The organism is Paraburkholderia sp. A1BS-2L, assembly GCF_051125205.1.
In the GTDB taxonomy this organism is placed as follows: Bacteria; Pseudomonadota; Gammaproteobacteria; order Burkholderiales; family Burkholderiaceae; genus Paraburkholderia.
In genome coordinates, this window is record NZ_CP120429.1 from 407,570 (window position 1) to 434,507 (window position 26,938).

The following is a 26,938-nucleotide window of genomic DNA, read 5'->3' on the forward strand; positions in this document are numbered from 1 at the left end:
ATATTTGTCTACGTTATTCAGTCATTTCGGCTTCTTGCTCGGACTCGAACGCGAACGGGCTGTGCGCGGCGATGGCGCCGTTCTGCACGAGTTCCGCCATGGCCGCGATATCGGGTGCGAAGTAGCGGTCCAGGTCGTAGTGCGGCACTTCCTTGCGCACCGCAGCCATCACCTTCTGCAGCGCCGGGCTGGTCGCGTGCGGCGCGCGCAGGTCCACGCCCTGGGCCGCGGCCAGCAGCTCGATCGCGAGAATGTTGGCCGTGTTGCCGGCGATGTCGGCGAGCTTGCGCGCGGCGAAGGTCGCCATCGACACGTGGTCTTCCTGGTTCGCCGAAGTCGGCAGCGAATCCACCGAGGCCGGATGCGCGAGCGTCTTGTTCTCCGAAGCCAATGCCGCCGCCGTCACGTGCGCGATCATGAAGCCCGAGTTCACGCCGCCGTCCTTCACGAGGAACGGCGGCAGGCCCGAGAGCGTCGCGTCGATCAGCAGCGCGATGCGGCGCTCGGCGAGCGCGCCGATTTCGGCGGCGGCCAGCGCGAGATTGTCGGCTGCGAACGCCACCGGCTCCGCGTGGAAGTTGCCGCCCGAGATGACTTCCTTGGTGTCCGGGAAGATCAGCGGGTTGTCCGAGACCGCATTGGCTTCGATCAGCAGCACTTGCGCGGCGTGGCGCATCTGGTCGAGGCACGCGCCCATCACCTGCGGCTGGCAGCGCAGCGAGTACGGGTCCTGGACCTTGCTGCAATCGCGGTGCGAGAGATTGATCGCCGAGCCGTCGAGCAGCGCGCGATAGGCCGAGGCCGCTTCGATCTGGCCGCGATGGCCACGCAGTTCGTGAATGCGCGCGTCGAACGGCTTGACCGAGCCGGCGGCCGCGTCCACGCACAGCGCGCCCGAGACCAGCGCGGTGCGGTACAGGTCTTCGATGGCGAACAGGTTGTAGATCGCCAGCGCCGTGGAGGCTTGCGTGCCGTTCAGCAGCGCGAGGCCTTCCTTCGCTTGCAGCGCTATCGGCTTGAGGCCGGCGGCGGCCAGACCCTCTTGCGCGCTCATGCGCTCGCCCTTCGCGAACACGTCGCCCACGCCCAGCAGCACCGCCGACATATGCGAGAGCGGCGCGAGGTCGCCCGACGCGCCCACCGAGCCTTTCACCGGAATGAGCGGCAGCACGTCGGCGTTGAACAGCGTGATGAGCATTTCCATCACTTCGCGGCGGATGCCCGAGTGACCGCGACCCAGGCTCGACAGCTTCAGCGCAATCATGAGGCGCACGACCGGCGGCGACATCGGCTCGCCCACGCCCACCGCGTGCGAGAGCACCAGATTGCGCTGCAGCAGTTCGAGCTGATCGGTCGGAATATGCGTGCTGGCGAGGCGGCCGAAGCCCGTGTTGATGCCGTAGGCGGGATCGCCCTTGGCCGTGATCTCGGCAACGGTGCGCGCGCTCGCGTCGATCGCCGCGAAGCTTGCGGGGTCGAGCTGGAGCTGGACGCTGCTGCTGTCCGCTGCGCGCGCGATCTGGCGCAGTTGCGGGAGGGTCAGATGGCCAGGGGTCAGTGTAATCATCGCAGTCAACAAGTTGTATGGACAAGATGGCGCCAGATTACACAAAACGACTTGTCTATACAAGTTAAAAGCGATGCGTGTATACCCTCATCAACTGCTTCCTGACGCCCGAATTACGGGGCCTTTCGTTTACAGCACAAGCACTTGGGCCAGGTAATAACACCGATTGCCGTCCCCCCGCTGCAATCGGTAATTTGTATAGACAACTCACTGCATTGCTCTGCAGAAATTTCCGTCCGGAGACGTCATGAAGAAACTTGCCCTGTGTATCGCGCTCGCTCTAGCCGCTGGCGGCGCTTACGCGAAAGATTGGTCCACCATCCGCTTCGGCACCGACGCCAGCTACGCGCCGTTCGAATCGAAGGCACCCGATGGCAAGCTCGTCGGCTTCGACATCGACCTCGGCAACGAGATCTGCAAGCGCCTGAACGCGAAGTGCGTGTGGGTCGAGCAGGATTTCGACGGCATGATCCCGGGCCTGAAGGCCAAGAAGTTCGACGGTGCGCTTTCCGCACTCACGGTCACGCCGCAACGCGAGCAGCAGATCGCGTTCTCGGAGAAGCTCTACAACACGCCCACGCGCCTCGTCGCGAAGCAGGGTTCGACGCTGCAGCCGACCGTCGAGTCGCTCAAAGGCAAGACGGTGGGCGTCGAGCAGGGTTCGACCCAGGAAACCTACGCCAAGCAGAACTGGGCGACCAAGGGCGTGAATGTCATTACGTACCAGAACCAGGACCAGGTTTATCTGGACCTGAAGTCGGGCCGTCTGGACGCTGCGCTGCAGGATGAAGTGCAGGCCGATCTCGGCTTCCTGAAGACGCCGCGCGGCGCCGGCTTCGCATTCGCGGGGCCGGAGATCCCCACGGGCGCCGCCGCCATCGGCCTGCGCAAGGACGACGCCGACCTCAAGGCAAAGATCGACAAGACGATCGCCGACATGATCAAGGACGGCACCTACAAGAAGATCCAGTCGAAGTACTTCGACTTCGACGTGTACGGCGGCTAAGCCCAATCGCTTCATTTGCATCGACACGGGGCCGTGCCGCTGCCGCGCAGCGCGCGGCACGCGTCAAGCGCCCCGTCATTGAAGGACGTCCACTCATGCTCTTCCAAGGCTTCGGCCCTCTCCTCCTCGCCGGCACGTGGGAAACCATCAAGCTCTCGCTGCTGTCGCTCGCCGCGGCATTCGTGCTGGGCCTCATCGGCGCCGCCGCGAAGCTCTCGCCCAACCGCGTGCTCGCACGCATCGGCACGACGTATACGACGCTGATCCGCGCAGTGCCCGATCTCGTGCTCATGCTGCTGTTGTTCTACAGCATCCAGATCTGGCTGAACCACCTGACCGACGCGATGGGCATGGACCAGATCGACATCGACCCGTTCGTGGCCGGCGTCATCACGCTCGGCTTCATCTACGGCGCGTACTTCACCGAGACGTTCCGGGGCGCGTTTCTTGCCGTGCCGCGCGGCCAGATCGAAGCGGGCTTCGCATACGGCATGAGCTCCACGCGCGTATTCACGCGCATTCTGTTTCCGCAGATGATGCGTTTCGCGTTGCCGGGCATCGGCAATAACTGGCAGGTGCTCGTGAAGGCGACTGCGCTGGTCTCGATCATCGGTCTCGCCGATGTGGTGAAAGCCTCGCAGGACGCGGGCAAAGCCACCCAGGAATTCTTTTTCTTCACGCTGGCAACCGGCGCGATCTATCTCGCCATCACCACTGTTTCCAACCTGGCATTGCACCGCCTCGAAAAGCGTTACTCGACCGGTGTGCGGAGGGCCGCGCTGTGATCGAACTGCTTCAGCAATACTGGCCGAACTATCTGTATAGCGACGGCTTCAACTACAGCGGCCTCGTGATCACGCTCTGGCTGCTGGTCATCTCGATTGTGTTGGGCTTCGGATTGGCCGTGCCGCTCGCGATTGCACGCGCTTCGCGCAATCCGTGGATTTCGCGGCCGGTGTGGCTGTACACCTACGTGTTTCGCGGCACACCGCTCTATGTCCAGCTGCTGCTTTGCTACACCGGCATCTATAGCCTGAACTACGTGCATACGCATGCCCTCCTCGGCGAATTCTTCCGGAGCGCGATGAATTGCACGCTGCTTGCCTTCACGCTCAACGAATGCGCCTACGCCACCGAAATCTTTGCCGGCTCGATCCGCGAGACCCCGGCTGGCGAGATCGAAGCGGGCCTCGCCTACGGCATGTCGAAGTTCAAGCTCTACACGCGCATCATCCTGCCCTCGGCATTGCGCCGTGCGCTGCCCGCATACAGCAATGAAGTGATCCTGATGCTGCACGCCACGACGCTCGCGTTCACCGCAACCGTGCCCGACATCCTGAAAGTGGCGCGCGACGCGAACTCCGCCACCTACATGACTTTCGAGGCATACGGAATTGCCGCCGTGCTTTACGCAACGATCGTCTTCGCCCTGATCTGGGCCTTCCGCCGCATGGAAACCCGGATGCTGGCCTATCTGAAACCGCAAGGGCATTGAACGCGTTCCGCGCGTTGATGGAGAATTGAACATGTACAAGCTGATTGTCGACGACCTGCACAAGAAGTTCGGCGAAAACGAAGTTTTGAAAGGCGTATCGCTCAAGGCCAAACCCGGTGACGTGATCAGCCTGATCGGCTCGAGCGGCTCGGGCAAGAGCACCTTCCTGCGTTGCATTAACTTCCTCGAATCGCCGTGCTCCGGCCGCATTACGGTCAACGGCGAGGAAATTCGCACGAGCGCCGACCGCAGCGGTTCGCTGCGCGTGAGCGATCCGAAGCAGTTGCGGGCGATGCGCACGCGCCTTTCGATGGTGTTCCAGCATTTCAACCTGTGGGCGCATATGACCGTGCTCGAGAACATCATCGAGGCGCCCGTGAGCGTGCTGGGCCTGAGCCGCGCCGAAGCCGAGGAACGCGCGCGCAAGTATCTGGCCAAGGTGGGCCTTGCGAATGGCGTCGAGCACAAGTATCCGTCGCATCTCTCGGGCGGCCAGCAGCAGCGCGTGGCGATCGCCCGCGCGCTGGCGATGGAGCCCGAGGTGATGCTGTTCGACGAGCCCACCTCCGCGCTCGACCCCGAGCTCGTGGGCGAGGTGCTGCGCGTGATGCAGGCGCTCGCCGAGGAAGGCCGCACGATGATCGTCGTCACGCACGAAATGGGGTTCGCGCGCAACGTATCGAATCACGTGGTGTTCCTGCACAAGGGCAAGATCGAAGAGCAAGGCGACCCGAAGGAGGTGCTCAATGCGCCGCGTAGCGAACGGTTGCAGCAGTTCCTTGCGGGGCGGTTGAAATAAGCGTCGATATCGAGGGCAGCCTTCGCTGCCCCCCGGACGCACGCGAGCGTCGTCAGGTCACGGTCCTGGCCAACATCACTTCGCCTCGTTCACGACCAGCGTGGCCCGCATGGCATCCCGGTAGTGCCCGGGCTCGTTACAGAAGGCGATATAACGGCCGGGCTTGAGTACGAACCGTGCCGTGACAGTCTCCCGGGGATTGAGATCCTCCACGCCTTGCAGATTGCCCAGGCGCTCTTCCTTTACCTGCTGGGTTTTCTGATCATAAGGCAGCGCGGTGCCAGCGCCGGACCATGGCAAGACCATGAATTCGTGCTTTAACGTGGGGGACTCGTTCGTGATCGCAAACTCGACTGGGCCGGCCGGGATTGTCGATGGCGACAGGGTCAATGACATCCCTTTGCTGCCCCCATCGGAAAGATGTACCGTCACGGTGGACGGCTCAGCGGGCAAAGCGACCGTCGAGACCGCGAGAAAACCTGCGGCCACCGCCACCTGTAATGCGTTTCTCTTCATGACTCCCCTCCGTGCGATAGCAATCATTCATGTGACCGCCCGCTGATGGGGCATAAGCCCCTCGCTATGCGAACGGTGCATAGCCTCAACGGGTACTTGACTCCAATGTAGTATTCGCAGTCTTAGGTTTAACTTAAGACGGCATGCGCGATCGAACTGACCCTCTTCCGCATCCCGCACTCGTGCGTACCTATCGCCCGTTTCATGACGGGGCACGTTGACTGCAAAGCCCATCGGTATTCACGAACATGCTTTCACGACAAGCATCGTGTTAACCGTGTCTTAAGTCTGGCGTTTCAAACTGAAAGCGCTGGAACACAAAACGCCAGCAGATCCCGATAGGCTAATTACGGAGGTACCGTCATGAACACCCTCATCAAGGCGCTCGCCCTTTCGCTTGCCGTGGCCATGCCGGCAATATCGTTTGCACAGGCATCGAACGATCCAATGACCCGCGCGCAGGTCGAAGGACAACTCATCCAGCTCGAACATGCCGGCTACAAGCCGAGCAGAACGCAGTATCCTGCCGACATTCAGGCAGCCGAATCCCGCGTGGCAGCGCAATCGAATATGGGTTACGGCGGCACGGCAACCGGCACGTCGGAGTCGGGTCATACCATCTCGCATCACGCGTGGAATAGCGAGTACGACCACCACTAACGACAGGCGCAACGGAACGCGCGTATGCGAATACTTCTGGTAGAAGACGATGAACTGATCGGCAGCGGGTTGCAACAAGGGCTGCAGGGCGAGGGGTTCGCCGTGGACTGGGCCCGGGATGGCAACGCCGCCGCCCTCGCTTTGCGCACGACGTCGTATGGGCTCGTCCTGCTCGACCTCGGCCTGCCAAAGCAGGATGGGCTGACTTTGCTCGCCCGGCTGCGCGAGCGAGACGACGACACTTCCGTCATCATCGTCACGGCCCGCGATGCCGTTCCGGATCGGGTGGCGGGACTCGACGGCGGCGCCGACGACTATATCGTCAAGCCATTTGCCCTCGATGAGTTGCTCGCGCGCATGCGCGTCGTGCATCGCCGGCAGGCCGGTCACGCGCGCACAATGCTGCAGGCGGGTCCGCTACGGCTCGATCCGGTCCAGCATCGGGTCTGGCTGCATGACGAAGAAATACCGCTCACCACGCGCGAGTTCGCGCTGCTTCACGAACTGATGCACAAGCCGGACACGATCGTTTCCCGGGAACAGCTCGAAGAGCGTATCTACGGCTGGAATGAGGAAGTCGAGAGCAACACCATCCAGGTGCATATCCACAACTTGCGGCGCAAGCTGGGCACAAAGGCGATTCGCAATGTTCGTGGCGTGGGCTACCAGATCGGAGAGATTGTTTGAAATCGCTGCGCCGCCGTCTGCTGATCTGGTTACTGCCCGCCACGTTGCTCACCGGGCTGCTTGCCAGCGCCGCGACCTACTGGGGCGCGCTCTCGGAACTGAACGAGGTGCTCAACGACCAGCTCAAGGGCATCACACAGCACGTCGTGGTCGAACCCGATGGTCATCTGGCGCTCCGGGGCATGCAGGGCGCAAACGAAGACCGTCTCTCGGGCGAACAGTCACACGCCGTGCTGCTTCAGGTCTGGCGCGGCACGTTGCCCGTGTTCAGCACCGACCGCGACTCGTCATTGCCGCCGCCGCAGGCCGTCGGTTTCTCGGACATCGAAGTCAACGGACAGCTATGGCATACGTATGTCGAGCGCGACGGCGAACTGCTCATCCGTATCGCCCAGGCGCAACGCGCGCACTGGGAAGCGGTGGCGGAGATTGCCGCGGCCCTTTTCTGGCCCGTGCTATCGCTGGTGCCAGTGCTTGCCTTATTTGTCTGGTTCGGCATCGGCTACGGTTTGAGGCCGCTGCGGCAGGTTGCGGCCAAGCTGAAACGGCGCGGCGTGGACAACATGCAGGAGATCGACACGACGGCCATGCCTGCGGAAGTCAAGCCGCTAGTCGATGCGATCAACGATCTGCTGTCGCGACTGGATCATGCGTTCACCGCCCAGCGTCAGTTCATCGCCGACGCAGCGCACGAGCTGCGCACGCCGATCATGGGGCTCGGCCTTCAGGCTGAGCTGCTGCAAAAGGCGCCGGGCCCGCGTGAACGCGAAGCGATCACGGGGCAGATCCGCACCGGCACCGCACGCCTCGCTCATCTCGCCGAGCAGTTGCTGACACTCGCGAAACTTGGCCCCGAGTCGCCGGCCCCGGTCTTCGTCGATGTGAATCTGGGCGCGCTCGCACGGGCCGTGGTCGGCGACAGAATACGGCACGCAGAAGCCAATGAGATCGATTTGGGCCTGATTGCTGCGGATGTCGTCACCACAAGGGGCAATGCCGACGGCCTTCGCATCCTGCTCAACAACCTCGTCGACAATGCCATCCGCTACGCCGGAGCCCATGCGCGCGTTGACGTCATTGTCGGCCGCGAAAACGGCTGCGCCGTACTCGAAGTCCGCGATACCGGCCCAGGTATTCCCGAAGAAGACCGCACGCGCGTATGGGAGCGCTTTTACCGCGGCGAGGCACACAACGCGTCGGGCAGCGGGCTGGGGCTGTCGATCGTCAGGCGCATCGCCGAACAGCACCACGCCCGCATCTCGCTTGGCAGCGGCGAAGACAATCGCGGCTTGGTGGTAACCTTACGGTTTCCTCACGACTGATCCACGGCATGGGCGCCGGCTGCCAGCAGCAATGCAAGCATCACAACAGGAATAAATTTCAGTTTCACATATGTTCATTTTTGCAGAACTAAGAATGTGGAAACGGGCTGCGAAAATGATGCGCGAGTGCAGTCGAGTACCGTTTATCGATGCTCAGCCCCGCAATGGCCGTTAACGCTGGCATAAGTATCCTGTCCTAAGATGGAATTCATATTCTCTTGGTACGACCTGAAGGTCGGGAGGTTTATATGAACGCGACAATCTCTAGAATCGCCGTTATCGGCATTCTGCTCGTCCCTTTGGCTTCGTTTGCTCAAACGACTACTTCATTGACTCGTGCGCAGGTGCACGCCCAGCTGGTACAGGTCGAAAAGGCCGGATACAACCCGGCACGGCGCGACAATAACTACCCAGCGGATATACAAGCAGCCGGGGCCAGAGTCGCCACTCAAGAATCGGCAGGCACACTGTCTACATCGGGCATGGGCAGCAGCACCTCAGGCAGCTCGCAAGCCGGCGAATCCCAGAGTGCCCACCACGACAGAGCGAAGCTGTTCGAACACCACTAACGGCCGTGCGAACGCGTGCCGCCCGCGCGGTACACGAAACCGGAACGTCTGACTCGCCCCGTACGGGTCAGACGCGGCCGCCGTTGAATGGAACGCTCGCCTGTACCGGCGCCGTCCTGTAGCCGGTGGCTTCAGGATTTGCGAAGACTACACGCGGCGCCGATAACGGATGCTTGCGCAACTAATCCGGCATTAAGGTCATTGAGGCATTCCATAGTTATGGAAAAATCCAGCCTCGGTATTTTCTGCGGTAGCATCAGCTTTCCTGTCCAGCCCGAGCGTGACAACGGACGTCCATGAAAGTGCTCATTATCGAAGACGATTCCGCAATCGCCACGAACCTGTACGACTATCTGGAGGGGACCGGCTATGAGGTCGATGTAGCGTCCAATGGCAACGCGGGGCTGCAGATGGCGCTCGCCAACTCGTGGGACGCCATCCTGCTTGACCTGTCGCTGCCGGGCCTCGACGGACTCACGCTCTGTCGCAGGCTGCGCGAAGATGCGGGCCGCGATACACCGGTGCTGATGCTGACCGCAAGAGACGCGCTGGACGACAAGCTCGAGGGCTTCGTGCACGGCGCCGATGATTACCTCGTCAAGCCGTTTTCCCTGAAGGAAGTGGGTGCGCGTCTTGGCGCCCTGATCAAACGCTATCGCGGACAAGTGGCCACCATGGATCTGCGGTTCGCGGACGTGCGGCTGAATCTGTCTTCGATGGCCGTCGAGCGCGCCGGACGCCCGGTCAAGCTTCCCCCCAAATGTCTTCAGCTGCTGCGTATCCTGATGCAGTCGCCCCACCGCACGTTCACCCGTGCGGAACTCGAATCCGAAGTCTGGGGCGAGGCACTGCCCGATAGCGATACGCTGCGCACCCACGTTTACACGCTGCGCCGGGCACTCTGCGGCCCTGACGAAACGGACATTATCGAAACGCTCCATGGCGTCGGCTATCGGCTGGTGGCGACCGGTCATGATGCGAAATAGCCTGCGCTTCAAGGTTGCCCTTTTCTTTTCGGTGCTGACCATCGCGCTGCTGCTCGCCCAGGCGCTCGGCGTGAGAACACTGGCCGAAGCACAGGAAGAGAGACTGATCACCGCGCTGATTCGTGACGACATGGCGAGCGTGCTAAAGAGCTACGAAGCCAACCCCGCCTTGTTGCCACCATTCGATGTCCGAATGAACGGCTATGTTTCGCATGCGGACCACCGCGCAATTTCCCTGCCTGCAACAGTCAGGGACCTGCCGGCCGGCACGCATGAAATCATCATCGACGCACAGGAGATCCACGTCACGATCGTGCCGCTGGGTACTGCGCGCCTGTATCGGGTTTACGACTTCAGCCTCTACGAAAAACATTTCAAGGAGGCCATCAATGCCCTGATGGCGGGTACAGGGGTGTTCGCGCTCCTGACAATCTGGCTGTCGTTCGGACTGTCGGGCCTGCTGGTGCGGCAGGTGGCGGGTCTCGCACGGCAGGTAAAAAGCCTCCGCCTCGGCGAAGCCGCGCCGATCCAGCCCGGCAAATACGACGAGACCGAACTCGTCGGACTCGTGGAAGCCTTCAACGACTACCATCGCCGGATGGCCGACATGATCGAACGCGAGAAGGAGTTCACGGGCAATGTCAGCCACGAACTGCGCACGCCGCTCACGACGATCAAGACCAGTTGCGAACTGCTCGAACACGATGCAGCGATTAGCGGCAAGTCCCGCGCGCGGCTTCATCAAATCGAGCGCGCAGCCGACAACATGCGCGAACTCGTGAACGCACTGCTGATGCTCGCGAGAGAAGATTCTGCCCGCGACGTCGAACCAGTGGCGATCGCGAACATGATCGAAACCGCGCTGACGCCTTTCGCTGGCCCGCTCGCGCACAACGGACTCGATACGGCGATTGACGTGGACCGTGACCTTTGTGTAATGGCAAACCGCTCAGCGCTGGCCATCGTGCTGTCCAATCTCATCGACAATGCCGTCCGGCATACGGGGTGCGGACATCTCCGGTTTCGCTACGCAAACGACCGGCTGCATATCGAAGACACCGGGCCGGGCATTCCCGCGGAGGCGCTTCCCCATGTCTTTGACCGCTTCTACCAGGCAGGATCACCTCGAACCCCGACACCTGGCGTCGGCATCGGCCTCGCGATCGTCAAGAAGATCTCCGAACGCTACGGATGGTCCATCGAGATCGACAGCGAGCCCGGCAAGGGCACCTGCGTGTCGTTGTACCTGCCGGTAGCAAACCGGACCTGAGCCGGCCCATCAGCCCTTCTTGACGAAAACTTCACAACGGGTGGCGTAGCATCCGCCGCGAAAGCTGCCCGGGTGGGCAGCACCGTGTCCGATGGAATGCCCGCATGCGCCGCGCGTTATTGATTGCCTTCATGGCTTCCGCCGCGATGGCCGGTTGTACGACCTACCATCCCCAGCCGATCGCCCCGGAGCAACTGGCCCAACAGTTTGAACAACGCTCGCTGGTGAGCGAGGATCTGCATGCATACGTTGTGCGCGAAACTGGCCACGATGCCGCTCCGTGGCCACCCGCGGTCTGGAACTGCGAGATGCTCACCCTGGCGGCGTTCTACTACAGCCCCGCCCTCGACCTCGCCCGTGCGCAATGGAGCACGGCCAAAGCCGGCATCGATGTCGCCGGCTCGATTCCTAATCCGGTCCTGCAACTGCCGTTTCAGTACAACACGCCTAACCCGGGGCCAGGCGCGCCCTTCACCTGGGGACCTTCGCTCGACATTCCGATCGAGACCGCGCACAAGCGCGGCTATCGCGTCGATCAGGCGACCCACCTGTCCGAAGCCGCGCGGCTGAACATCGTCGACGCAGCGTGGAAGGTTCGCGCACAGGTCCGGGACGCCATGCTCGCCCTCTACGCGGCGCGCAGCCGCACGGCCTTCCTGTCCGCCAAGGCCGATGCCGAGCGACAAATCACGCAGATGAGCCGCCACCGCCTCGCCGCCGGACAGTACTCACGGCCGGACGTCGACTCCGCAGTGCTCGCCGACACCCAGGCGCTGAGCAACCTGGCCGCCGCGCGCAGCGCCGAACAGGACGCGCTCGCGCAACTGGCGGCTGCCATCGGCGTGCCGGCCAGCGCACTCGACGGCGTCACGCTCGACCTGTCGGCCTTCGAAACGGTGCCGCCCGCACCGCCGGCCGCCGATGCGCAGCGCGCGGCGATCTTCCACCGCGCCGATCTGCGCGCCTCGCTGGCCGACTACGCCGCGGCCGAATCGGCGCTTCAGCTCGAGGTCGCGAAACAGTATCCGGATATCCACCTCGGCTCCGGCTACACCTACGACACGGGCACGAACAAGATCGGCTTCGGGCTGGCCGGCATCACGTTGCCGATCTTCGACCAGAACCAGGGCGGCATCAAAGAAGCCGAGGCCAGGCGCAAGGAAGCGGCAATCCGTACGGGGGCGTTGCAGGACCTCATCCTCGGCGCTCTCGCACACGCACTGGCGCGCTACCGTTCAGGCCTCGAAGCACTGCACCTGTCCGACGCGCATCTGGCGACTGCGCGCCGGCAACTCGACAGCCAGGCAGCGGCTTTCGCCAGCGGCAATGCGGACCGGCTGACCTTCACACAAGCGAAAGCCGACTATCAGGCAAGCAAGACCGCCCGGCTAGATGCCGAAATCGCGGTCCAGCAGGCCGCTGGCGCACTCGAAGACGCGATGCAGCAGCCGCTCGCTCCCATCGGCCATGAAACCGTGAGCCATCCCCTCAGCGAAGAGACACCGCGATGAAACTCCGACTGTTCCTGCTGTGTGTGATTTCGCTGGCCCTCGCTGGCGGCGCAGGCTGGTACATCATCAACCAGTCGTTCGACGACTCCGGCACGTCGACGGCCGACGCCGCACAAACGGCTCCGCCGCCCGCCGTGCAAACGGTCAACGGCGAAACGGTCGTGCTCGTGAGCCCCGAGGCGCAACGCGCCAGTCACATCGAAGTCGCGCCACTGAGCACTGTCACGAGCCAGTCCACCATCGGCGTCGACGCGAGCGTGCTCGATCTCCAGCCGCTCTTCGATCTGCGCAACCGCCTCGCCAGCGCGCGCGCGGACGTGGACACGTTCACCGCGCAGGCGGCCAGCTCGCGTGCCCAGTACGATCGCAGCCGCGCCCTGTTCGCCGACGACCGCAATATTTCGCAGAAGAGCCTGCAGGACGCGCAATCGGCAATGCAGGCCGATGCAGCGAAACTGCAATCGGCCCAGGCGACGCTGGGCGGCCTTGGCGGCACGATGCGGCAGCAGTTCGGCAACGTGCTTGCGAACGCCGCAGCCGCACCGGCCTCGATGCTGTTTCATCGTCTCCAGTCGGGGCAGGCGGTCGTGCTGCGCGTCACCTTACCCGCGCGCTTTGGCGCGACGCCGCCCGAGCGTATCGCCGTCGATACGGGTGGCGGCCACGCGGTGCCGGCCCAAAAGCTTTCCGCTTCGCCGCTCGCCGATCCCGCCGTGCAGGGGAGCCCCTGGCTTTATATCGCCGATGCCGCGCTGCCAGCCAATCTGCGCACGAGCGCGCGCGTGCCGACCTCGAGCGAGGCCGTCTCCGGGCTGCTGATTCCGGAGCAGGCGGTGGTGTGGTACGGCGGGCAAACATGGGCATATGTGCGCACCGCGCCCGGGCGCTTTACGCGGCGCTACGTGAACGCCAGCAACGAGGGCGAGCACGGCTTCATGGTGACATCGGGCTTTCGCGCCGGCGACCAGATCGTGACTCAGGGTGCGCAACTGCTGCTCTCCGAAGAACTGAAGCCTCAGGGCATCGCCACCGCGTGCAAGGATCCACCCGAGTGCGACGACTGACCCTGCGATTGCGCCACGACTCAAGACTCACGACTCACGCGTGCATGCCTCGTACCGAACCCCATAACGCCACGCCCCATGCTTGACGCGATCATCCGCTTTTCGCTGCGCTTTCGCGGCGTCGTTTTCTCGCTGGCCGTCATGGCTGCCGGCTACGGGCTCTTTACGCTGACGCGCGCAAAGCTCGATGTCTTTCCCGAATTCGCGCCGCCAATGAGCATCGTGCAGACGGCCGCGCCCGGCATGACCAGCGAGCAGGTCGAGACCCTCGTCACCCAGCCGGTTGAAAATGCGCTCGGCGGCATGACCGGTCTCCAATCGATTCGCTCGCGGTCCATGCAGGGGCTTTCCTCGGTCACGCTCGTCTTCGAAGACCATGCGAATGTGATGCAGGTCCGCCAACTCGTCACCGAGCGCATCGGCGCGCTCGCGGGCGCGCTGCCGGCGGGTGTCGCGGCACCCCAGCTCCTGCCGCTCACCACCACGACGAGCGTCGTGCGCACCATCGGCCTCACGTCGAAGACACGCTCGCTGGCGGATCTCTACGACATCGCCCAGTGGACCGTCAAGCCGCAATTGCTCGGCACACGAGGTGTGGCCGACGTCATAGTGTTCGGCGGGAAGACGCGCCAGATGCAGATCCAGGTCGACCCCGCGAGGCTGATGCAGCATGGCCTGTCGACGCAGGACGTGATTGCCGCAGCGCGCCAGGCCACCGGCGTGCGCGGTGCGGGGTTCATCGAAAACAGCAACCAGCGCATCGCCATCAACGCCGATGGCCAGATCGCTACACCGCAAAAGCTCGCCGGCGTCGTGCTGCGGTCCAGCAACGGCGCGGCGGTTCGCCTCGGCGACGTCGCCAACGTGACCTGGGGAAACGCGCCTGCCGTTGGCGCTGCATCGATCATGGGCAAGCCCGGCGTCATGGTGGTGATGGAAAGCCAGTACGGCACCAACACGATGGCCGTGACGCGCGACATCGAAAAGACGCTCGCGGGACTCGAGCCCGCGCTCGCACGGCAAGGCGTGAACGTGAACATCAATGTGTTTCGGCCTGCCAACTTCATTGAGGCCGCGGTGGGACACCTGCGCACGGCGCTCATCATCGGCGCCATGCTGGTTATCGCCGTGCTGTTCCTGTTCCTGCTCAATGTGCGCACCGCGGTGATCTCCTCGGTCGCGATTCCGCTGGCGCTGCTGATCGCGATCATCGTGCTCACTGCGTTCGGCGTCAGCCTGAACACGATGACGCTGGGCGGGCTCGCGATCGCGCTGGGCGAAGTGGTGGACGACGCCATCATCGACGTGGAAAACATCTACCGGCGCCTGCGCGAGAACCGCACGCTGCGCGAGCCGCTTCCGGCGTTTCGCGTCGTGCTGCGCGCTTCGCTCGAAGTCCGCAGCGCCGTGGTCTTCGCCACCTTCATCGTGATGCTGATCTTCCTGCCCGTGCTCACGCTCACGGGTATAGGCGGGCGGCTGTTTGCGCCGCTCGGCATCGCCTACATTCTGGCCGTGCTCGCATCGCTCGGCGTCGCCCTGACGCTCACCCCGGCGATGGCGCTCGCGCTGCTGGCGACGGGTCCCTTGCCCGAGCGGGAGCCGCGCCTGATCGGCCGCCTCAAGACACGTTACGTCGCACTGCTGATGAAGGTCGAGCGCCACGTGAAAGGGATCATGGCGGTCGTCGCGGTGATGTGCGCGGCCGCGCTCGCATCGCTGCCCTTCTTGAGCGGGAGTTTTATTCCGCAACTGCGCGAAGGGCACTACACCGTTCACATGGGGCTCGCGCCCGGCACGTCGCTTGCCGAATCGATGCGCATCGGCACGCAGGTCTCGAAGGCGCTGATGCAGGTGCCGGGCGTGCGCCTCGTGGCGCAGCGCGCGGGGCGCGCGACCGGCGTGGTCGACCCGACCGGCGTGCAACTGTCCGAGTTCGAGGTGGACCTCGAGCCGATGAGTGCATCGGGCCAGAACTGGGCGCTCTACCGGATTCGCCAGGCGCTGGCGCGCTTTCCGGGGCTCTCCACCTCGATCAACACGTTCCTCGAGGAACGCATCGATGAAACCATTTCGGGCACGACGTCGCCCGTGGTCGTGAATGTGTTCGGCAACAACCTCGATGTCATCGACCGTACGGCGCAGCAGATCGCACAGTTGATCGGCACGATCCACGGCGTCGCCAGCGTGCGCGTGGACTCGCCGCCCGGCATTCCCGAACTGGACGTGAGACTGAACCCCGACGCCTTGAGCCGCTCGGGCTTGCGTCCTGTCGAGGTGCTCGATGCGATCCAGGCCGCATACGCCGGCGTGACTGCATCGCAGATCCACGAGGGCAACCGCACCTATGACGTTGCGGTCGTGCTGGACCCGGCGCAGCGCCGGACCGTCGGTGACATCGGCAAGCTCATGGTGCGCAATGCCGACGGCTTTGCGGTGCCGCTCGCCTCGCTCGCGACGATCCGCCAGGTCGCCGGCCGATATCAGATCACCCATGACGGTGGCGAGCGTGTGCAGGCGGTATCGGTCAATCTCGGCAACCGGCCGGTCACCGACTTCGTGAAGCAAGCGCAGGCGCGCGTGAACCGCGAGATCAGGATGCCGCCGGGCACCTATGCCGTTTTCAGCGGCGAGAGCGAAGCGCGCGCGCAATCGCAGCGCGACCTGCTCGCGTATGCCGCAATTGCGCTGGTGGGCATCGCACTGCTGCTGTTCCTGGCCATGAAGAACCGGCGCGCCGTGATGCTGGTTCTCGCCAACCTGCCTTTCGCGCTCGTGGGCGGTGTCCTGAGCGTGGTGCTGAGCGGCGCGAGTCTGTCGCTCGGCAGCATGGTGGGCTTCGTCACACTGCTCGGCATATCGCTGCGCAATTCGATCATGCTGATCAGCCACTACGAACACCTGGTGCATGTCGACCGCCTGGCCTGGAACATGGACACCGCCGTGCGCGGCGCAACAGAGCGGCTGGTGCCGATCCTCATGACCGCGCTGGTGACCGCGCTCGCGCTGCTGCCGCTCGCCGTGACGAGCGGTGCGCCGGGCAACGAAATCGAAGGGCCGATGGCGATCGTCATTCTGGGCGGCCTGATCACGTCGACTGCGTTGAACCTCATCGTGCTGCCGGCACTGGCATTACGTTACGGGCGCTTCGCGCGCGAGGAAAGCGCCGAAGCCGGGCCGGCGAGCGCGTGACCCGGCAACATCGATGGCACGTACCGGCCCCCCGCACGGTGCCGTAAATGCCCCCCCGTGATCATTGTCATCCGCTGACGCAAGAGAAGGCGCGCTCTTCTCCCGCAGATCGCCAAGCCATTCGAACGCCGTTCAACCTCGGCGCGAAAAGCCCCCGTCCCAATTGCTCGTTTTTGATTGCAGCGACAGCCGCCGGCACCGCTGCCACGCCTGAGCATCGTCAAGCCTGTGATTCCAGACCGGGATTTCCCTGGGCTGACAGACGCGCGATCGCGCGTTTAAATAAATCAACTTGAATTAATTAATCGCTGCACAGACGGCTCACCCGCTGGAGGAGATTCGTGAAAGGTCCGCATACTGGCCCAGGCAGCCACTCGGCAAAGGTGCGCCGGTGCAACGAGCGCCGGCTGCTTCACGCATTGCGTCGTACCGGACAAGCCTCGAAAGCGGATCTTGCGCGGCTCACAAACCTCACCACGACGGCCGTGGATAGCTATATCGCGCCGCTTGCCAGGGCTGGACTGATCGAGTTCCCCGACCGGCATGTCGACGGTCGGCGCGACCAGCCGGCGTTGCGCGTACGCCTCGCGTCCCGCGGCGCCTTCGGCATCGGTGCACGCCTGGATCGCACCCGCATTGAGACGGTGCTGGTGGATTTCGCCGGCCAGTTGCTGGGTCGTCGGGTTCACGACGCAGCGCTGCCGCATCCAGCCGATGTCCTCGAGATCGTCCAGGACGACATTCACCACCTGCTGCAAGTGCTTACCGCGGAAGAACGCACACGGCTCGCCGGCGTAGGTGTCGCGCAGCCGCATAACGCCGGAAGCCGGCAACGCGAGTCGTGCCTGCCGTCGGAAACGTTTCTCGTATGGGATGAAACCCGCTTTGCGGGTGAACTCGAGCGGGCGCTGTCGCTGCCCGTCTGTAGCGAATACGATGGAACGGCCGCCGCGATCGCCGAATTGTTTTACGGCTGCGGACGCCATCGTGACGATTTCCTCTATCTGTTTCTCGGGCCTGCGGTCGGAGGCGGCATCGCCGTCGACGGTGATTGCCTGCGCGGCGCAAGCGCTCACGCGGGCGATTCCCGTGCGATGCCCAGCTCGCCTGACCGGCTAGCATCGGCATCGCGGCCCATGGGCCGATGGGACGTCCTGCTTTCGCGCGCCTCGCTCGACGCGCTGTCGCGACACCTGCGTGCCAGCGGTGAAGCGGTCGAGCATCGCGCGGGCCTTGAAGATTGCATTGCGCGCTGCCAGCCGACGGTCGACGAATGGCTCGACGATTGCGTCGATGCACTCGCCCCTGCCCTGCGCGCGATGGTGTGCGTGCTCGACGTGCCGGCAATCGTGGTCGACGCCGATGTCGACGCCGGTCTCATCGACAAGCTGATACGGCGCTTGCGCGTCGCGCTGTCCGCCGACGCGCCCCAGGCGCGCGGTGCACCGAGACTCCTGCACGGCACATTTGGCGCGCATGCGGGCGCGCTCGGCGCAGCCACGTTGCCGATGTTGTTCAACTTTCTTCCGCGTGCCGAGATGCTTCCGGAGCCGACGGAATCGCTCGATTCAATGCATTAATTTTTTCATGACGCTCAGGATACCGTAAGAAATGTCCAACCTTTCCGAATCCAGACTGACCGTATCGAAACTCACCCAGTCACCTGCATGGCGTGCGCTTGCCGCACATCGTGCAAGCTTCGCGCACGGTTCGATCGGTGAACTATTCGCCAACGATCCGGATCGCGCCGTCCATTTCTCGCTGGAAGCGGCCGGCCTGTATGTCGATTACTCGAAGAATCTGGTCACCGCCGAGACGCTCGAACTCCTGTGTGCGCTCGCGCGCGAGACGGGTGTGGAAGAACGGCGTCGGGCGATGTTTGCGGGCGAGCGGATCAACGTCACCGAAAACCGGCCGGTCCTGCACGTTGCGCTACGCGAACGCAGCGCCATGCCAATCGTGGTCGACGGCAAGGACGTGGTCCCTCAAGTCTCGGCAGTACTGGACAAAATGCGCCGCTTCACCGATGCCGTCCGCGAGGGCATGTGGCGCGGCTATTCCGGCCGCGCGATTACCGATGTGGTGAACATTGGCATTGGCGGCTCGGACCTGGGACCGCGCATGGTCTGCGAAGCCCTCAAACCGTATGCGCACGAAGCGTTGACGATGCACTTCGTCTCCAACGTCGACGGCGCGGACATCGCCGAGGTATTGCGCAGCGCCGATCCGGAAACGACGCTCTTCATCGTGGCGTCGAAGACCTTTACCACTCGGGAGACACTCGTCAATGCCCGCACCGCGCGCGCATGGCTGCTCGCGAGCGGCGCGCCCGAAACGGCCGTCGCGCAGCACTTCGTGGCCGTTTCCACGCATACCGAAGCCGTCGCCGCGTTTGGCATCGATACGGACAACATGTTCGAGTTCTGGGACTGGGTGGGTGGCCGTTACTCGCTCTGGTCCGCGATCGGGCTACCCATTGCGCTCGCGATCGGCATGGAGGCCTTCGAGGCCATGCTCGGCGGCGCTCACGCGATGGACCGGCATTTCGTCGAGGCGCCGCTCGCGCAGAACTTGCCGGTCCTGCTTGCATTGATCGGCGTCTGGCACATCAACTTCTTCGGCGCCACAAGCCACCTGATTGCACCGTACGACCGCTACCTGCACCGTCTGCCGGCGTACCTGCAGCAGCTCGACATGGAGAGCAACGGCAAGTCGGTCACCCTGTCGGGCGAGCGCGTCGACTATGCGACCGGGCCCGTCATCTGGGGAGAGCCCGGCACCAACGGCCAGCACGCGTTCTTCCAGTTGCTGCACCAGGGGACCGCTTTGATTCCAGCGGACTTCATCGCCTGCATGCAGCCGCATCACGCGCTCGACGCCCACCACGAAATCCTGCTCGCCAATTGCTTCGCACAATCCGAAGCGCTGATGAACGGCGCGCCGGCAGCGAGCGAGCCGCATCGCAACTTCGATGGCAACCGCCCGACCAACACGATTTGCCTGGACAAGCTCGATCCGGCTTCGCTCGGCGCCCTGCTCGCGCTGTACGAGCACAAGGTGTTCGTACAAGGCGCCATCTGGAACATCAATTCATTCGATCAATGGGGCGTGGAGCTCGGCAAACGGCTGGCTGCGACGATCGAGGGCGAAGTCGCCCAGGCGGATGTCGCGCTGGCTCATGACAGTTCCACCAGCGCTCTGATCGACCGCTTCAGACAGCGGCGCAAGCCGCGCTCCGCATCGACACTTTAATTTGACTAACCGGGTCAATTCGAATGACGACGAATCTCCCCAAACTGGTCGTGTTCGGCGAAGCACTGACCGACTTTATCCGCGCAGACGACCAGCGCTGGAGCAGCGCGGCCGGTGGATCGTGCTGGAACGTTGCCCGTGTGGGCGCGCGCCTTGGCGTGTCCACGGGCTTCGCCGGCACCGTGAGCCGCGACACCTTCGGCGACGAGTTAATGCAGCAAAGCCAGCGGGCAGGACTCGACATGCGCTTCATCCGTCAGGTCGAGCGTGCGCCGTTTCTCGCCATGGTCGTTTCGAAGCATCCGCCGCAGTATTTCTTTGTCGGCGAGAACAGTGCCGATCTCGCGTTCGACGCGCAGTCGTTGCCCCCGGGTTGGCTCGACGCGGCCCAGATCGTTCACTTCGGCTCGCTCAGCCTGGTCCGGCAGCCGCTGGCCGCGCACCTTCTGGAGATTGCGCAGGCGGCGCATGCGGCCGGCAAGCAGATCTCATTCGATCCGAACTACCGCGATCTGATGGCCGGCCCCGCCTACCGGAGCACACTGCGCCGCATGGCCGGGCTCGCCAGCTACATCAAGGTTTCCGACGAGGATCTACGGGGCTTGTTCCCCGAACTGGACGAAGTCCGCGCGCTCGCCCAACTGCGCGCGTGGGCCCCGGCAGCGGCAATCCTCCTGACGCGCGGCGCCGAGGGCATGCAATTGTTCACGGCGCAGGAAGTGTTGTTTCAGCCGGCATTCGCGACCCAGGTGGTCGACACCGTCGGCTGCGGCGACGCCTGCTTTGGCGGATGGCTGGCGAGTCTGCTCACGCGGCCCGATGCGCCGCTGGCCGCTCATCTGGCGTTTTCCGCCGCGTGTGCCGCGGCCACGTGCGCCCGGCAAGGCGCCTACGCGCCGCAACTGTCCGACGTGGCTGCGCTAACCGATTGCGCGAGCCTTTGTCCCGACCTCCAACACTGAACGCACTGAACGCCATGACCAAACGCCCTAGCCGCGGCGGCCCGGATTATCCGCCATTCGCCTTCGTCCTGTTCGGTGGAACAGGCGATCTGGCGATGCGCAAGATCTTGCCGGCCCTCTTCGCAGCGCACCGCGACGGCTTGCTCGCGCCCGACGGCCGCATTGTCGCCGTCGCGCAAACAGCGCTCGATACGAGTGGCTATCTGCGCTGGGTTCGCGAGCATGTGAAGCCCCATATCGCGGGCGACGCCATCGAAGATTCAGTATGGCGAAGCTTTCTCGAGCGCATCGCCTACGTCATGCTCGACGCCGGCCAGCCAGATTCGTACGCCATGCTGCGCGAAACACTCGATACCGCACGCGGGCGGCGCATTTTCTATCTGGCGACCGGGCCTGCGCTGTTCGTGCCGATCTGCCGCGCACTGGCATCGGCCGGCCTCACCGAAGGCTCGCGCATCGTGCTGGAAAAGCCGCTCGGATACGATCTGGATTCGTCCAATTCGATCAATGATGCAGTCGGCGAAATTTTCGACGAAGACCAGATCTACCGGATCGACCACTATCTGGGCAAGGAAGCCGTCCAGAACCTGCTCGCACTGCGTTTTGGCAATTCGTTGTTCGAACCATTGTGGCGACGCGAATGGGTCGAGAGCATCCAGATCACGGTAGCCGAGCAACTGGGCGTCGAAAGTCGCGGCAATTTTTACGATCAAACCGGCGCGTTGCGCGACATGGTGCAGAACCACCTGCTGCAACTGCTTGCCATCATCGCGATGGAACCGCCGCGGTCCATGGATGCGGACGCGGTACGCGACGAAAAGCTGCGTGTGCTGCGCGCACTCAAACCGGTGCTCGGCGACGAGATCCGGCAGAACGTGGTCCGCGGGCAATATCACGCAGGCGCCATCAAGAACACGTCCGTCTGCGCTTATCACGCGGAGGCGGGTGTCAGCCAGGGCAGCACGACCGAGACGTTCGTCGCGTTGAAAGCCGAAGTGGAAAACTGGCGCTGGGCGGGTGTGCCGTTTTTTCTGCGCACCGGCAAACGACTTGCCGGCCGCATCGCTGAAATCGTCGTCAATTTCCGGCCGGTGCCACACTCGGCGCTGGGCCCGATGGCCTTGCGTCCGGGTTCGAACCGGCTGACGATCCGTTTGCAGCCTGACGAATCGATTCGCCTCAGCGCGCTCGCCAAGCAACCGGGCATGGGCATGACCTTGCAAGGCGTGCACCTCGATCTCGCCTTCGATCAATTCTTCCAGCAAGACCGGATGGAGGCTTATCAGCGCTTGCTGCTCGATGTGATCGGCGGACGGCTTGCCCTCTTCGTGCGGCGCGACGAACAGGAAGCCGCATGGCGCTGGGTCGCCCCGATCATCGAAGACTGGGCCGTTCAGGCAAGCCAGCCGAAACCCTATGCATCCGGCACCTGGGGACCGGCCGCGGCCAGCGCGCTGCTCGCGCGCCACAACACATGCTGGCCGGAAGAAGAAAACTGACCAGGCACGACCCTCTCCCCCCTTTCTCTCAAAATCACGAGCATGGATAACATCTGGCATCTCGAATGGCCTCACGGCTCCCTCAACGTTCACTCAAGAGGCGGCATGCTCGGCGGCGTTTCCCTACGCAATGGCAGCAGGCGCGTCGCACCGTTTTACGAAGCCCCGTGGCTCGACGATGAAACACACGGGCAGACGGGACTACTCGGTCAGCTCAGAAGCGAATTTCCCTGCGTTCCGTTTGGGGTGCCCTGGTCTGCCGAGACGGTGGTGGAAAACTGGCGAAAGAGCCTCGCCGCTTCAGTCGATGAACGCGATGGTCCGCTGGATGCGAGTGACGACCTGCTGCACGGTTATGCCTGCGTGGGTGAATGGACCCTCGTGCGCCAGACGAAGCACTCGATCGAGATTGCGCTCGAATATCCACCCGAATCGTCGATTGCCCGCGTCGTGCGCGTGGTCCGTGCCGACCCTGATAGCCCCGCAATCGACTTCTCCGTGAAGATCGAGGCGCGCCGCAGCACGCGACGCCCGCTTGGACTGCATCCCAACCTGGCTTTGCCGTCGATGGCCGGAGCCATGCAAATCCATACGGGTGCGTTTCGCTTTGGCGTTGTGCATCCGGGCGGCCCCGAGCCCGGCGTATCGCGTGCCGCCCCAGGCGCAGTTTTCGAGCGGCTCGATCATGTACCGCTACGCGCCGGCGGAGCGGCGGCATTCGACCGCCTCCCCTTTGCGCACGATACGGAAGAGATCATTCAGCTCTGCGGTGTCGATGGGTCAGTCACGCTGACGAATGAGGAATCCCAGGTGACTTGCCGGCTCACGTGGGACGCCTCCGTGCTGCCGTCGCTGCTGCTGTGGATCAGCAATCGCGGCCGCACCTACAGCCCCTGGAACGGCCGCAACCTGTGCCTCGGCGTCGAGCCCGTGGCGAGCGCATTCGAGCTTGGCTGCCGCCCTTCGCTGGCGCAAAACCCGATCAATGCCAGAGGGATTCCCACTGCGGTCGCGCTCGAGCCTGGCCGGCCGGTCGAAATGGCTTATCGATTCGAGATCGTGACGCCATAAATTGGCGTGCGACAAAAGCCGCTCAGGAAACGATGCAAAATCCAAAGTTATCTCAGAAGGCCATGCTGCTCCCCTTGCCCACGGCATACGTCAGGGACGCGTCGCTCGCAGCCCATCTGGCTTTCGCGCTGTGCCGCACGGGTCGGGGAAATCGGCATCAGCTTTTCCAACTGATCCGCATGACCTATCTTTCGTACCTGCTATGGCATGACGGATACGGGAATGCGGCATACGAATTGTATTGCGATGCCGAAGGTGCGTTAGAGGCTGCCGCCGAGCACGCCTATGCAACCGATGAGTGGAGTCTGGGCGAAGACGCAACGCGATTAACCCAGGACATCGTCCGAATTTACGATGAGCAAATAAATTCAGTTTCCCGTCGACAGTACCTGCAATGCACTTCGAAACTCGATCGCTTACTCCGCATCGAGATACCGGACAAGATACGCAAAAGTCAGGCTCACGCTGCGTAATGCATGTTTTGGCATAACTGCCGCATCGTCGCGCCGGATACGGTTTGACGGGGATCGGCGCGGGCCGTCGTCCGCGTTCAATTGGCACGCCCAGCCCGACGGGTGAGCACCCCATCACCGGGATTTCCCCAGGCTGACACAGGCCGCGTTCCGTCATTAAATAAATCAACTTGATTTATTTAGTCGCCAACCCTGTCACACCCTTTGCTGGCGCAACCGGAGAAAACACGTGAGAAGTCCGCATGTCGGCCAGGGCAGCAACTCGGCCAATGTCCGCCGCTTCAACGAGCGACTGCTGCTGCAGGCGCTGCGGCGCGCCGGCGAGGCCTCGAAGGCCGATCTCGCCCGCCTCGCCAATCTCACCAGCACCGCCGTGGGCAGCATCATCACCTCGCTTGCGGAAAACGGCCTCATCGAGATGAGCGGACGGCGCCTCGACGGCGGACGCGGCCAGCCCGCCTCGCTCCTGCGGCTCGCGCCGCGCGGCGCGTTCGCCATCGGCGTGCGGCTCGACCGGACCAATATCGAAACCGTGCTGGTCGACTTCGCGGGCCAGATGATCGGCCGGCGCTCGCACGACATGCTGCTCCCCCAACCTTCGGTGGCGCAGGACATCGTCCAGCAGGACATCCGCGAACTATCCGCCCTGCTGGATAAATCCGAGCGCAGCCGGCTCGCGGGCATTGGCGTCGCGCAGCCGTACAACCTTGGCAGCTGGCTGAGCGAGCTGGGTCTGCCCGCCGAGGCGTTCCGCGTGTGGAGCGACGTCGATTTCGCGGGCGAGCTGGGCCGCGCGCTCGGGCTGCCCGTGTTCAGCGAAAACGACGGCAACGCCGCCGCCATCGCCGAAATCTTCTACGGCTGCGGCCGTCAGCGCGACGACTTCCTTTATCTGTTCCTCGGCCCGGCCATTGGCGGCGGCATCGCCATCAACGGCGACTGCGTGCGCGGCCTCTCCGGCAACGCGGGCGACTTCGCCGTGATGCCCGTGCCGCCGGGCGCCCTGCCCTCGGCGCACAAGCCCGCCGGCAAGTGGGACATCCTGCTCTCGCGCGCCTCGCTCATCGCGCTGCGCCGCCATCTGCAATATCACGGCGAGACGGTGGACAACCGCGCCGATATCGAGGCGTGCATCGCACGCGGCCATCCGGCCGTCGGGGAATGGCTCGACGACTGCATCGACGCGCTCGCGCCCGCGCTGCGCGCCGCGCTGTGCGTGCTCGACGTGCCGGCCGTGGTGCTCGACGCCGACGTGGACGCGGGCCTCATCGATACGCTCATGCAGCGCCTGCGCGTGGCCGTGGCGGCCACCGCGCCCGAGGCGCGCGGCACGCCCGCGCTGGTGCGCGGCACCTTCGGCCCCGACGCCGGCGCGCTGGGCGCCGCCACGCTGCCCATGTTCTTCAACTTTTCGCCGCGTGCGGGCATCCTGATGGGCGCCGGCGCACAAGCCAACGTACAAGCGCAGGAGGAGAGCCATGTCGCGCTCTGAACAGACGCCCCCGCTGCTGGAAATGCGGGGTATCAGCAAGACGTTTCCCGGCGTGCGCGCGCTCGACAACGTGCGCCTCTCGGTGTGGCCCGGCGAGGTGCATTCGCTGATGGGCGAGAACGGCGCGGGCAAATCCACGCTCATGAAGATTCTCTCGGGCGCGTATCAGGCCGACGCCGGCGGCGAGATCGTGCTCGACGGCAAGACGGTCGTGATCGACGGGCCGCTCGCCGCGCGCGAGCTGGGCGTGGCCGTGATCTACCAGGAGCTGAGCCTCGCGCCGAACCTTTCGGTTGCCGAAAACATTCACGCGGGCCGCGAGCTGCGCCGCGGCGGCCGCCGCTTCGGCATGGTCGATCGGGCCGCCATGGAGCGCGGCTGCGAAGACGTGCTCAAGCGTCTCGGCGCCAGCTTCGGCCCCGCGACGCTGGTGGGCTCGCTCTCCATCGCCGAACGCCAGCTGGTGGAAATCGCGCGCGCCGTGCATGGCGACGCGCGCATCATCGTGATGGACGAGCCCACCACGCCGCTCTCCTCGCGCGAAACCGAGCGTCTGTTCAAGCTGATCCGCCAGTTGCGCGAGGAAGGGCTCGCGATCATCTACATCAGCCACCGCATGGCCGAGATCTATGAGCTCTCCGACCGCGTGTCGGTGCTGCGCGACGGCAGCTACGTGGGCACGCTGATGCGCGACGCGCTCAACGCGGAAAGCCTGGTGGGCATGATGGTGGGCCGCGATATTTCGGGGTTCTACAAAAAGGAGCACGCGCCCTACGATCCCGGCAAGGCAGTGCTCACGGTGCGCGACGTGGCCGACCACAACCGCGTGCGCGGCTGCAGTCTCGACCTGCATGCGGGCGAAGTGCTCGGCATTGCCGGCCTCGTGGGCGCGGGCCGCACCGAGCTCGCACGCCTGATCTTCGGCGCGGAGCCGCGCGTGCGCGGCGAGATCGCCATCGACGGGCGCACGCTCCACGTGCATGGCCCGCGCGATGCGATTGAGGCGGGCCTCGTCTATCTGACCGAGGACCGCAAGCATCAGGGCCTCTTTCTCGACATGAGCGTGCGCGACAACATCAACGTGGCCGTGGCCGGGCGCGATGCGCGCTTCGGCGTGCTCGACCTCGCGCGCGGCGCGTCGCGCGCGAAGGACTCGATCCGCTCGCTCTCGATCCGCGTGCCCAGCCCGCGCGTGAACGTGGGCGCGCTCTCGGGCGGCAACCAGCAGAAGGTGCTGCTCTCGCGCCTGCTGGAAACCAGACCACGCGTGCTGATCCTCGACGAGCCGACACGCGGCGTGGACATCGGCGCGAAGTCGGAGATCTACCGCATCATCAACGACCTCGCCAAAACCGGCGTGGGCATCATCGTGATTTCGAGCGAACTGCCCGAGATCATCGGCGTGGCCGACCGCGTGCTCGTCATGCGCGAAGGCGTCTTCGCCGGAGAGCTGGGCGGCTACACCGGCAAGCCCATCAACCAGGAAGCCATCATCGAACTCGCCACCGGCTCGCAGGACGCGCTGGACGAGGCCGCCTGATTCAG

The 26,938-nt window shown here is 64.0% G+C and carries 23 protein-coding genes; 21 read left to right on the forward strand and 2 right to left on the reverse strand.

The features are described 5' to 3' along the window. Positions 1-13: 13 nt before the first annotated feature. Positions 14-1,567 (reverse strand): histidine ammonia-lyase, encoded by a 1,554-nt coding sequence (gene hutH, locus P5W98_RS16615; protein WP_421026913.1) that lies wholly within the window; start codon positions 1,565-1,567, stop codon positions 14-16. A 247-nt stretch (positions 1,568-1,814) separates the two neighbouring features. Here hutH and P5W98_RS16620 point away from each other — a divergent pair, with 247 nt between their 5' ends. The 4 genes from P5W98_RS16620 (at position 1,815) to P5W98_RS16635 (ending at position 4,867) form a co-directional block, all read left to right on the forward strand. Next, positions 1,815-2,573: an ABC transporter substrate-binding protein gene (locus tag P5W98_RS16620; protein ID WP_421026912.1), complete on the forward strand. Its 759-nt coding sequence runs from the start codon at positions 1,815-1,817 to the stop codon at positions 2,571-2,573. Between the two features lie 95 nt (positions 2,574-2,668). Next, a complete protein-coding gene (locus P5W98_RS16625; RefSeq protein ID WP_035534494.1) occupies positions 2,669-3,358 on the forward strand; it encodes an ABC transporter permease in 690 nt (229 codons plus the stop codon). Next, positions 3,355-4,068, forward strand: coding sequence for an ABC transporter permease (locus P5W98_RS16630; protein WP_213303636.1), 714 nt, complete (start codon positions 3,355-3,357; stop codon positions 4,066-4,068). Before P5W98_RS16625 ends, P5W98_RS16630 begins: the two co-directional genes overlap by 4 nt. A gap of 31 nt (positions 4,069-4,099) precedes the next feature. Beyond that, positions 4,100-4,867 (forward strand): ABC transporter ATP-binding protein, encoded by a 768-nt coding sequence (locus tag P5W98_RS16635; protein ID WP_421026911.1) that lies wholly within the window; start codon positions 4,100-4,102, stop codon positions 4,865-4,867. Positions 4,868-4,942: 75 nt separating this feature from the next. Here the strand turns inward: P5W98_RS16635 and P5W98_RS16640 are convergent, their stop codons facing one another. Then, on the reverse strand, positions 4,943-5,383 hold the full coding sequence (locus P5W98_RS16640) for a hypothetical protein (protein WP_421026910.1): 441 nt from the start codon (positions 5,381-5,383) through the stop codon (positions 4,943-4,945). 363 nt (positions 5,384-5,746) lie between these two features. Between P5W98_RS16640 and P5W98_RS16645 the strand changes: the two genes are divergently transcribed. The 17 genes from P5W98_RS16645 (at position 5,747) to P5W98_RS16725 (ending at position 26,933) form a co-directional block, all read left to right on the forward strand. After that, a complete protein-coding gene (locus P5W98_RS16645) occupies positions 5,747-6,043 on the forward strand; it encodes a DUF4148 domain-containing protein (RefSeq protein WP_421026909.1) in 297 nt (98 codons plus the stop codon). A 24-nt stretch (positions 6,044-6,067) separates the two neighbouring features. Further along, positions 6,068-6,730, forward strand: a complete 663-nt coding sequence (locus P5W98_RS16650; protein WP_421026908.1) for a response regulator — start codon at positions 6,068-6,070, stop codon at positions 6,728-6,730. Beyond that, a complete protein-coding gene (locus tag P5W98_RS16655; protein ID WP_421026907.1) occupies positions 6,727-8,052 on the forward strand; it encodes a sensor histidine kinase in 1,326 nt (441 codons plus the stop codon). The genes P5W98_RS16650 and P5W98_RS16655 overlap by 4 nt, the downstream gene beginning before the upstream one ends. A gap of 248 nt (positions 8,053-8,300) precedes the next feature. Further along, a complete protein-coding gene (locus P5W98_RS16660; protein ID WP_421026906.1) occupies positions 8,301-8,621 on the forward strand; it encodes a DUF4148 domain-containing protein in 321 nt (106 codons plus the stop codon). A 296-nt stretch (positions 8,622-8,917) separates the two neighbouring features. After that, on the forward strand, positions 8,918-9,607 hold the full coding sequence (locus P5W98_RS16665; protein ID WP_421026905.1) for a response regulator transcription factor: 690 nt from the start codon (positions 8,918-8,920) through the stop codon (positions 9,605-9,607). After that, positions 9,597-10,877, forward strand: a complete 1,281-nt coding sequence (locus P5W98_RS16670) for a sensor histidine kinase (protein WP_421027098.1) — start codon at positions 9,597-9,599, stop codon at positions 10,875-10,877. The genes P5W98_RS16665 and P5W98_RS16670 overlap by 11 nt, the downstream gene beginning before the upstream one ends. Positions 10,878-10,981: 104 nt before the next feature. Next, positions 10,982-12,388, forward strand: a complete 1,407-nt coding sequence (locus tag P5W98_RS16675) for a TolC family protein (protein WP_421026904.1) — start codon at positions 10,982-10,984, stop codon at positions 12,386-12,388. Continuing rightward, positions 12,385-13,452, forward strand: a complete 1,068-nt coding sequence (locus P5W98_RS16680) for a metal transporter (protein ID WP_421026903.1) — start codon at positions 12,385-12,387, stop codon at positions 13,450-13,452. The genes P5W98_RS16675 and P5W98_RS16680 overlap by 4 nt, the downstream gene beginning before the upstream one ends. A 78-nt stretch (positions 13,453-13,530) precedes the next feature. After that, positions 13,531-16,644: an efflux RND transporter permease subunit gene (locus tag P5W98_RS16685; protein ID WP_421026902.1), complete on the forward strand. Its 3,114-nt coding sequence runs from the start codon at positions 13,531-13,533 to the stop codon at positions 16,642-16,644. A 341-nt stretch (positions 16,645-16,985) separates the two neighbouring features. Next, positions 16,986-18,224, forward strand: a complete 1,239-nt coding sequence (locus P5W98_RS16690; protein WP_421026901.1) for an ROK family transcriptional regulator — start codon at positions 16,986-16,988, stop codon at positions 18,222-18,224. A gap of 31 nt (positions 18,225-18,255) precedes the next feature. After that, positions 18,256-19,896 carry a glucose-6-phosphate isomerase gene (pgi, locus tag P5W98_RS16695; protein ID WP_421026900.1) on the forward strand — a complete coding sequence of 547 codons (1,641 nt, stop codon included), beginning with the start codon at positions 18,256-18,258 and terminating at the stop codon, positions 19,894-19,896. Positions 19,897-19,919: 23 nt separating this feature from the next. Next, positions 19,920-20,858, forward strand: coding sequence for a carbohydrate kinase family protein (locus tag P5W98_RS16700; protein ID WP_421026899.1), 939 nt, complete (start codon positions 19,920-19,922; stop codon positions 20,856-20,858). Between the two features lie 14 nt (positions 20,859-20,872). Next, positions 20,873-22,357: a glucose-6-phosphate dehydrogenase gene (gene zwf / locus P5W98_RS16705; RefSeq protein ID WP_421026898.1), complete on the forward strand. Its 1,485-nt coding sequence runs from the start codon at positions 20,873-20,875 to the stop codon at positions 22,355-22,357. A gap of 270 nt (positions 22,358-22,627) precedes the next feature. Then, positions 22,628-23,428 (forward strand): hypothetical protein, encoded by an 801-nt coding sequence (locus P5W98_RS16710; RefSeq protein WP_421026897.1) that lies wholly within the window; start codon positions 22,628-22,630, stop codon positions 23,426-23,428. 32 nt (positions 23,429-23,460) lie between these two features. Then, a complete protein-coding gene (locus P5W98_RS16715; protein WP_421026896.1) occupies positions 23,461-23,901 on the forward strand; it encodes a hypothetical protein in 441 nt (146 codons plus the stop codon). A gap of 229 nt (positions 23,902-24,130) precedes the next feature. Beyond that, entirely contained in the window at positions 24,131-25,393 is a 1,263-nt protein-coding gene (locus P5W98_RS16720) for an ROK family transcriptional regulator (RefSeq protein WP_421026895.1), read from the forward strand. Beyond that, complete coding sequence (locus P5W98_RS16725; protein ID WP_421026894.1) at positions 25,380-26,933, forward strand: sugar ABC transporter ATP-binding protein; 1,554 nt, start codon at positions 25,380-25,382, stop codon at positions 26,931-26,933. The genes P5W98_RS16720 and P5W98_RS16725 overlap by 14 nt, the downstream gene beginning before the upstream one ends. Positions 26,934-26,938 lie beyond the last annotated feature (5 nt).

Excerpts from the sequence above, each read along its gene's own strand:
- P5W98_RS16650 (WP_421026908.1), top strand. The coding sequence starts at position 6,068 with ATGCGAATACTTCTGGTAGAAGACGATGAACTGATCGGCAGCGGGTTG.
- P5W98_RS16700 (WP_421026899.1), top strand. The coding sequence starts at position 19,920 with ATGACGACGAATCTCCCCAAACTGGTCGTGTTCGGCGAAGCACTGACC.
- P5W98_RS16625 (WP_035534494.1), top strand. The coding sequence starts at position 2,669 with ATGCTCTTCCAAGGCTTCGGCCCTCTCCTCCTCGCCGGCACGTGGGAA.
- pgi (WP_421026900.1), top strand. The coding sequence starts at position 18,256 with ATGTCCAACCTTTCCGAATCCAGACTGACCGTATCGAAACTCACCCAG.
- P5W98_RS16635 (WP_421026911.1), top strand. The coding sequence starts at position 4,100 with ATGTACAAGCTGATTGTCGACGACCTGCACAAGAAGTTCGGCGAAAAC.
- P5W98_RS16645 (WP_421026909.1), top strand. The coding sequence starts at position 5,747 with ATGAACACCCTCATCAAGGCGCTCGCCCTTTCGCTTGCCGTGGCCATG.
- P5W98_RS16685 (WP_421026902.1), top strand. The coding sequence starts at position 13,531 with ATGCTTGACGCGATCATCCGCTTTTCGCTGCGCTTTCGCGGCGTCGTT.
- hutH (WP_421026913.1), bottom strand. The coding sequence starts at position 1,567 with ATGATTACACTGACCCCTGGCCATCTGACCCTCCCGCAACTGCGCCAG.
- P5W98_RS16715 (WP_421026896.1), top strand. The coding sequence starts at position 23,461 with ATGCAAAATCCAAAGTTATCTCAGAAGGCCATGCTGCTCCCCTTGCCC.
- P5W98_RS16725 (WP_421026894.1), top strand. The coding sequence starts at position 25,380 with ATGTCGCGCTCTGAACAGACGCCCCCGCTGCTGGAAATGCGGGGTATC.
- P5W98_RS16620 (WP_421026912.1), top strand. The coding sequence starts at position 1,815 with ATGAAGAAACTTGCCCTGTGTATCGCGCTCGCTCTAGCCGCTGGCGGC.
- P5W98_RS16660 (WP_421026906.1), top strand. The coding sequence starts at position 8,301 with ATGAACGCGACAATCTCTAGAATCGCCGTTATCGGCATTCTGCTCGTC.
- zwf (WP_421026898.1), top strand. The coding sequence starts at position 20,873 with ATGACCAAACGCCCTAGCCGCGGCGGCCCGGATTATCCGCCATTCGCC.
- P5W98_RS16665 (WP_421026905.1), top strand. The coding sequence starts at position 8,918 with ATGAAAGTGCTCATTATCGAAGACGATTCCGCAATCGCCACGAACCTG.
- P5W98_RS16640 (WP_421026910.1), bottom strand. The coding sequence starts at position 5,383 with ATGAAGAGAAACGCATTACAGGTGGCGGTGGCCGCAGGTTTTCTCGCG.
- P5W98_RS16675 (WP_421026904.1), top strand. The coding sequence starts at position 10,982 with ATGCGCCGCGCGTTATTGATTGCCTTCATGGCTTCCGCCGCGATGGCC.
- P5W98_RS16670 (WP_421027098.1), top strand. The coding sequence starts at position 9,597 with ATGCGAAATAGCCTGCGCTTCAAGGTTGCCCTTTTCTTTTCGGTGCTG.
- P5W98_RS16680 (WP_421026903.1), top strand. The coding sequence starts at position 12,385 with ATGAAACTCCGACTGTTCCTGCTGTGTGTGATTTCGCTGGCCCTCGCT.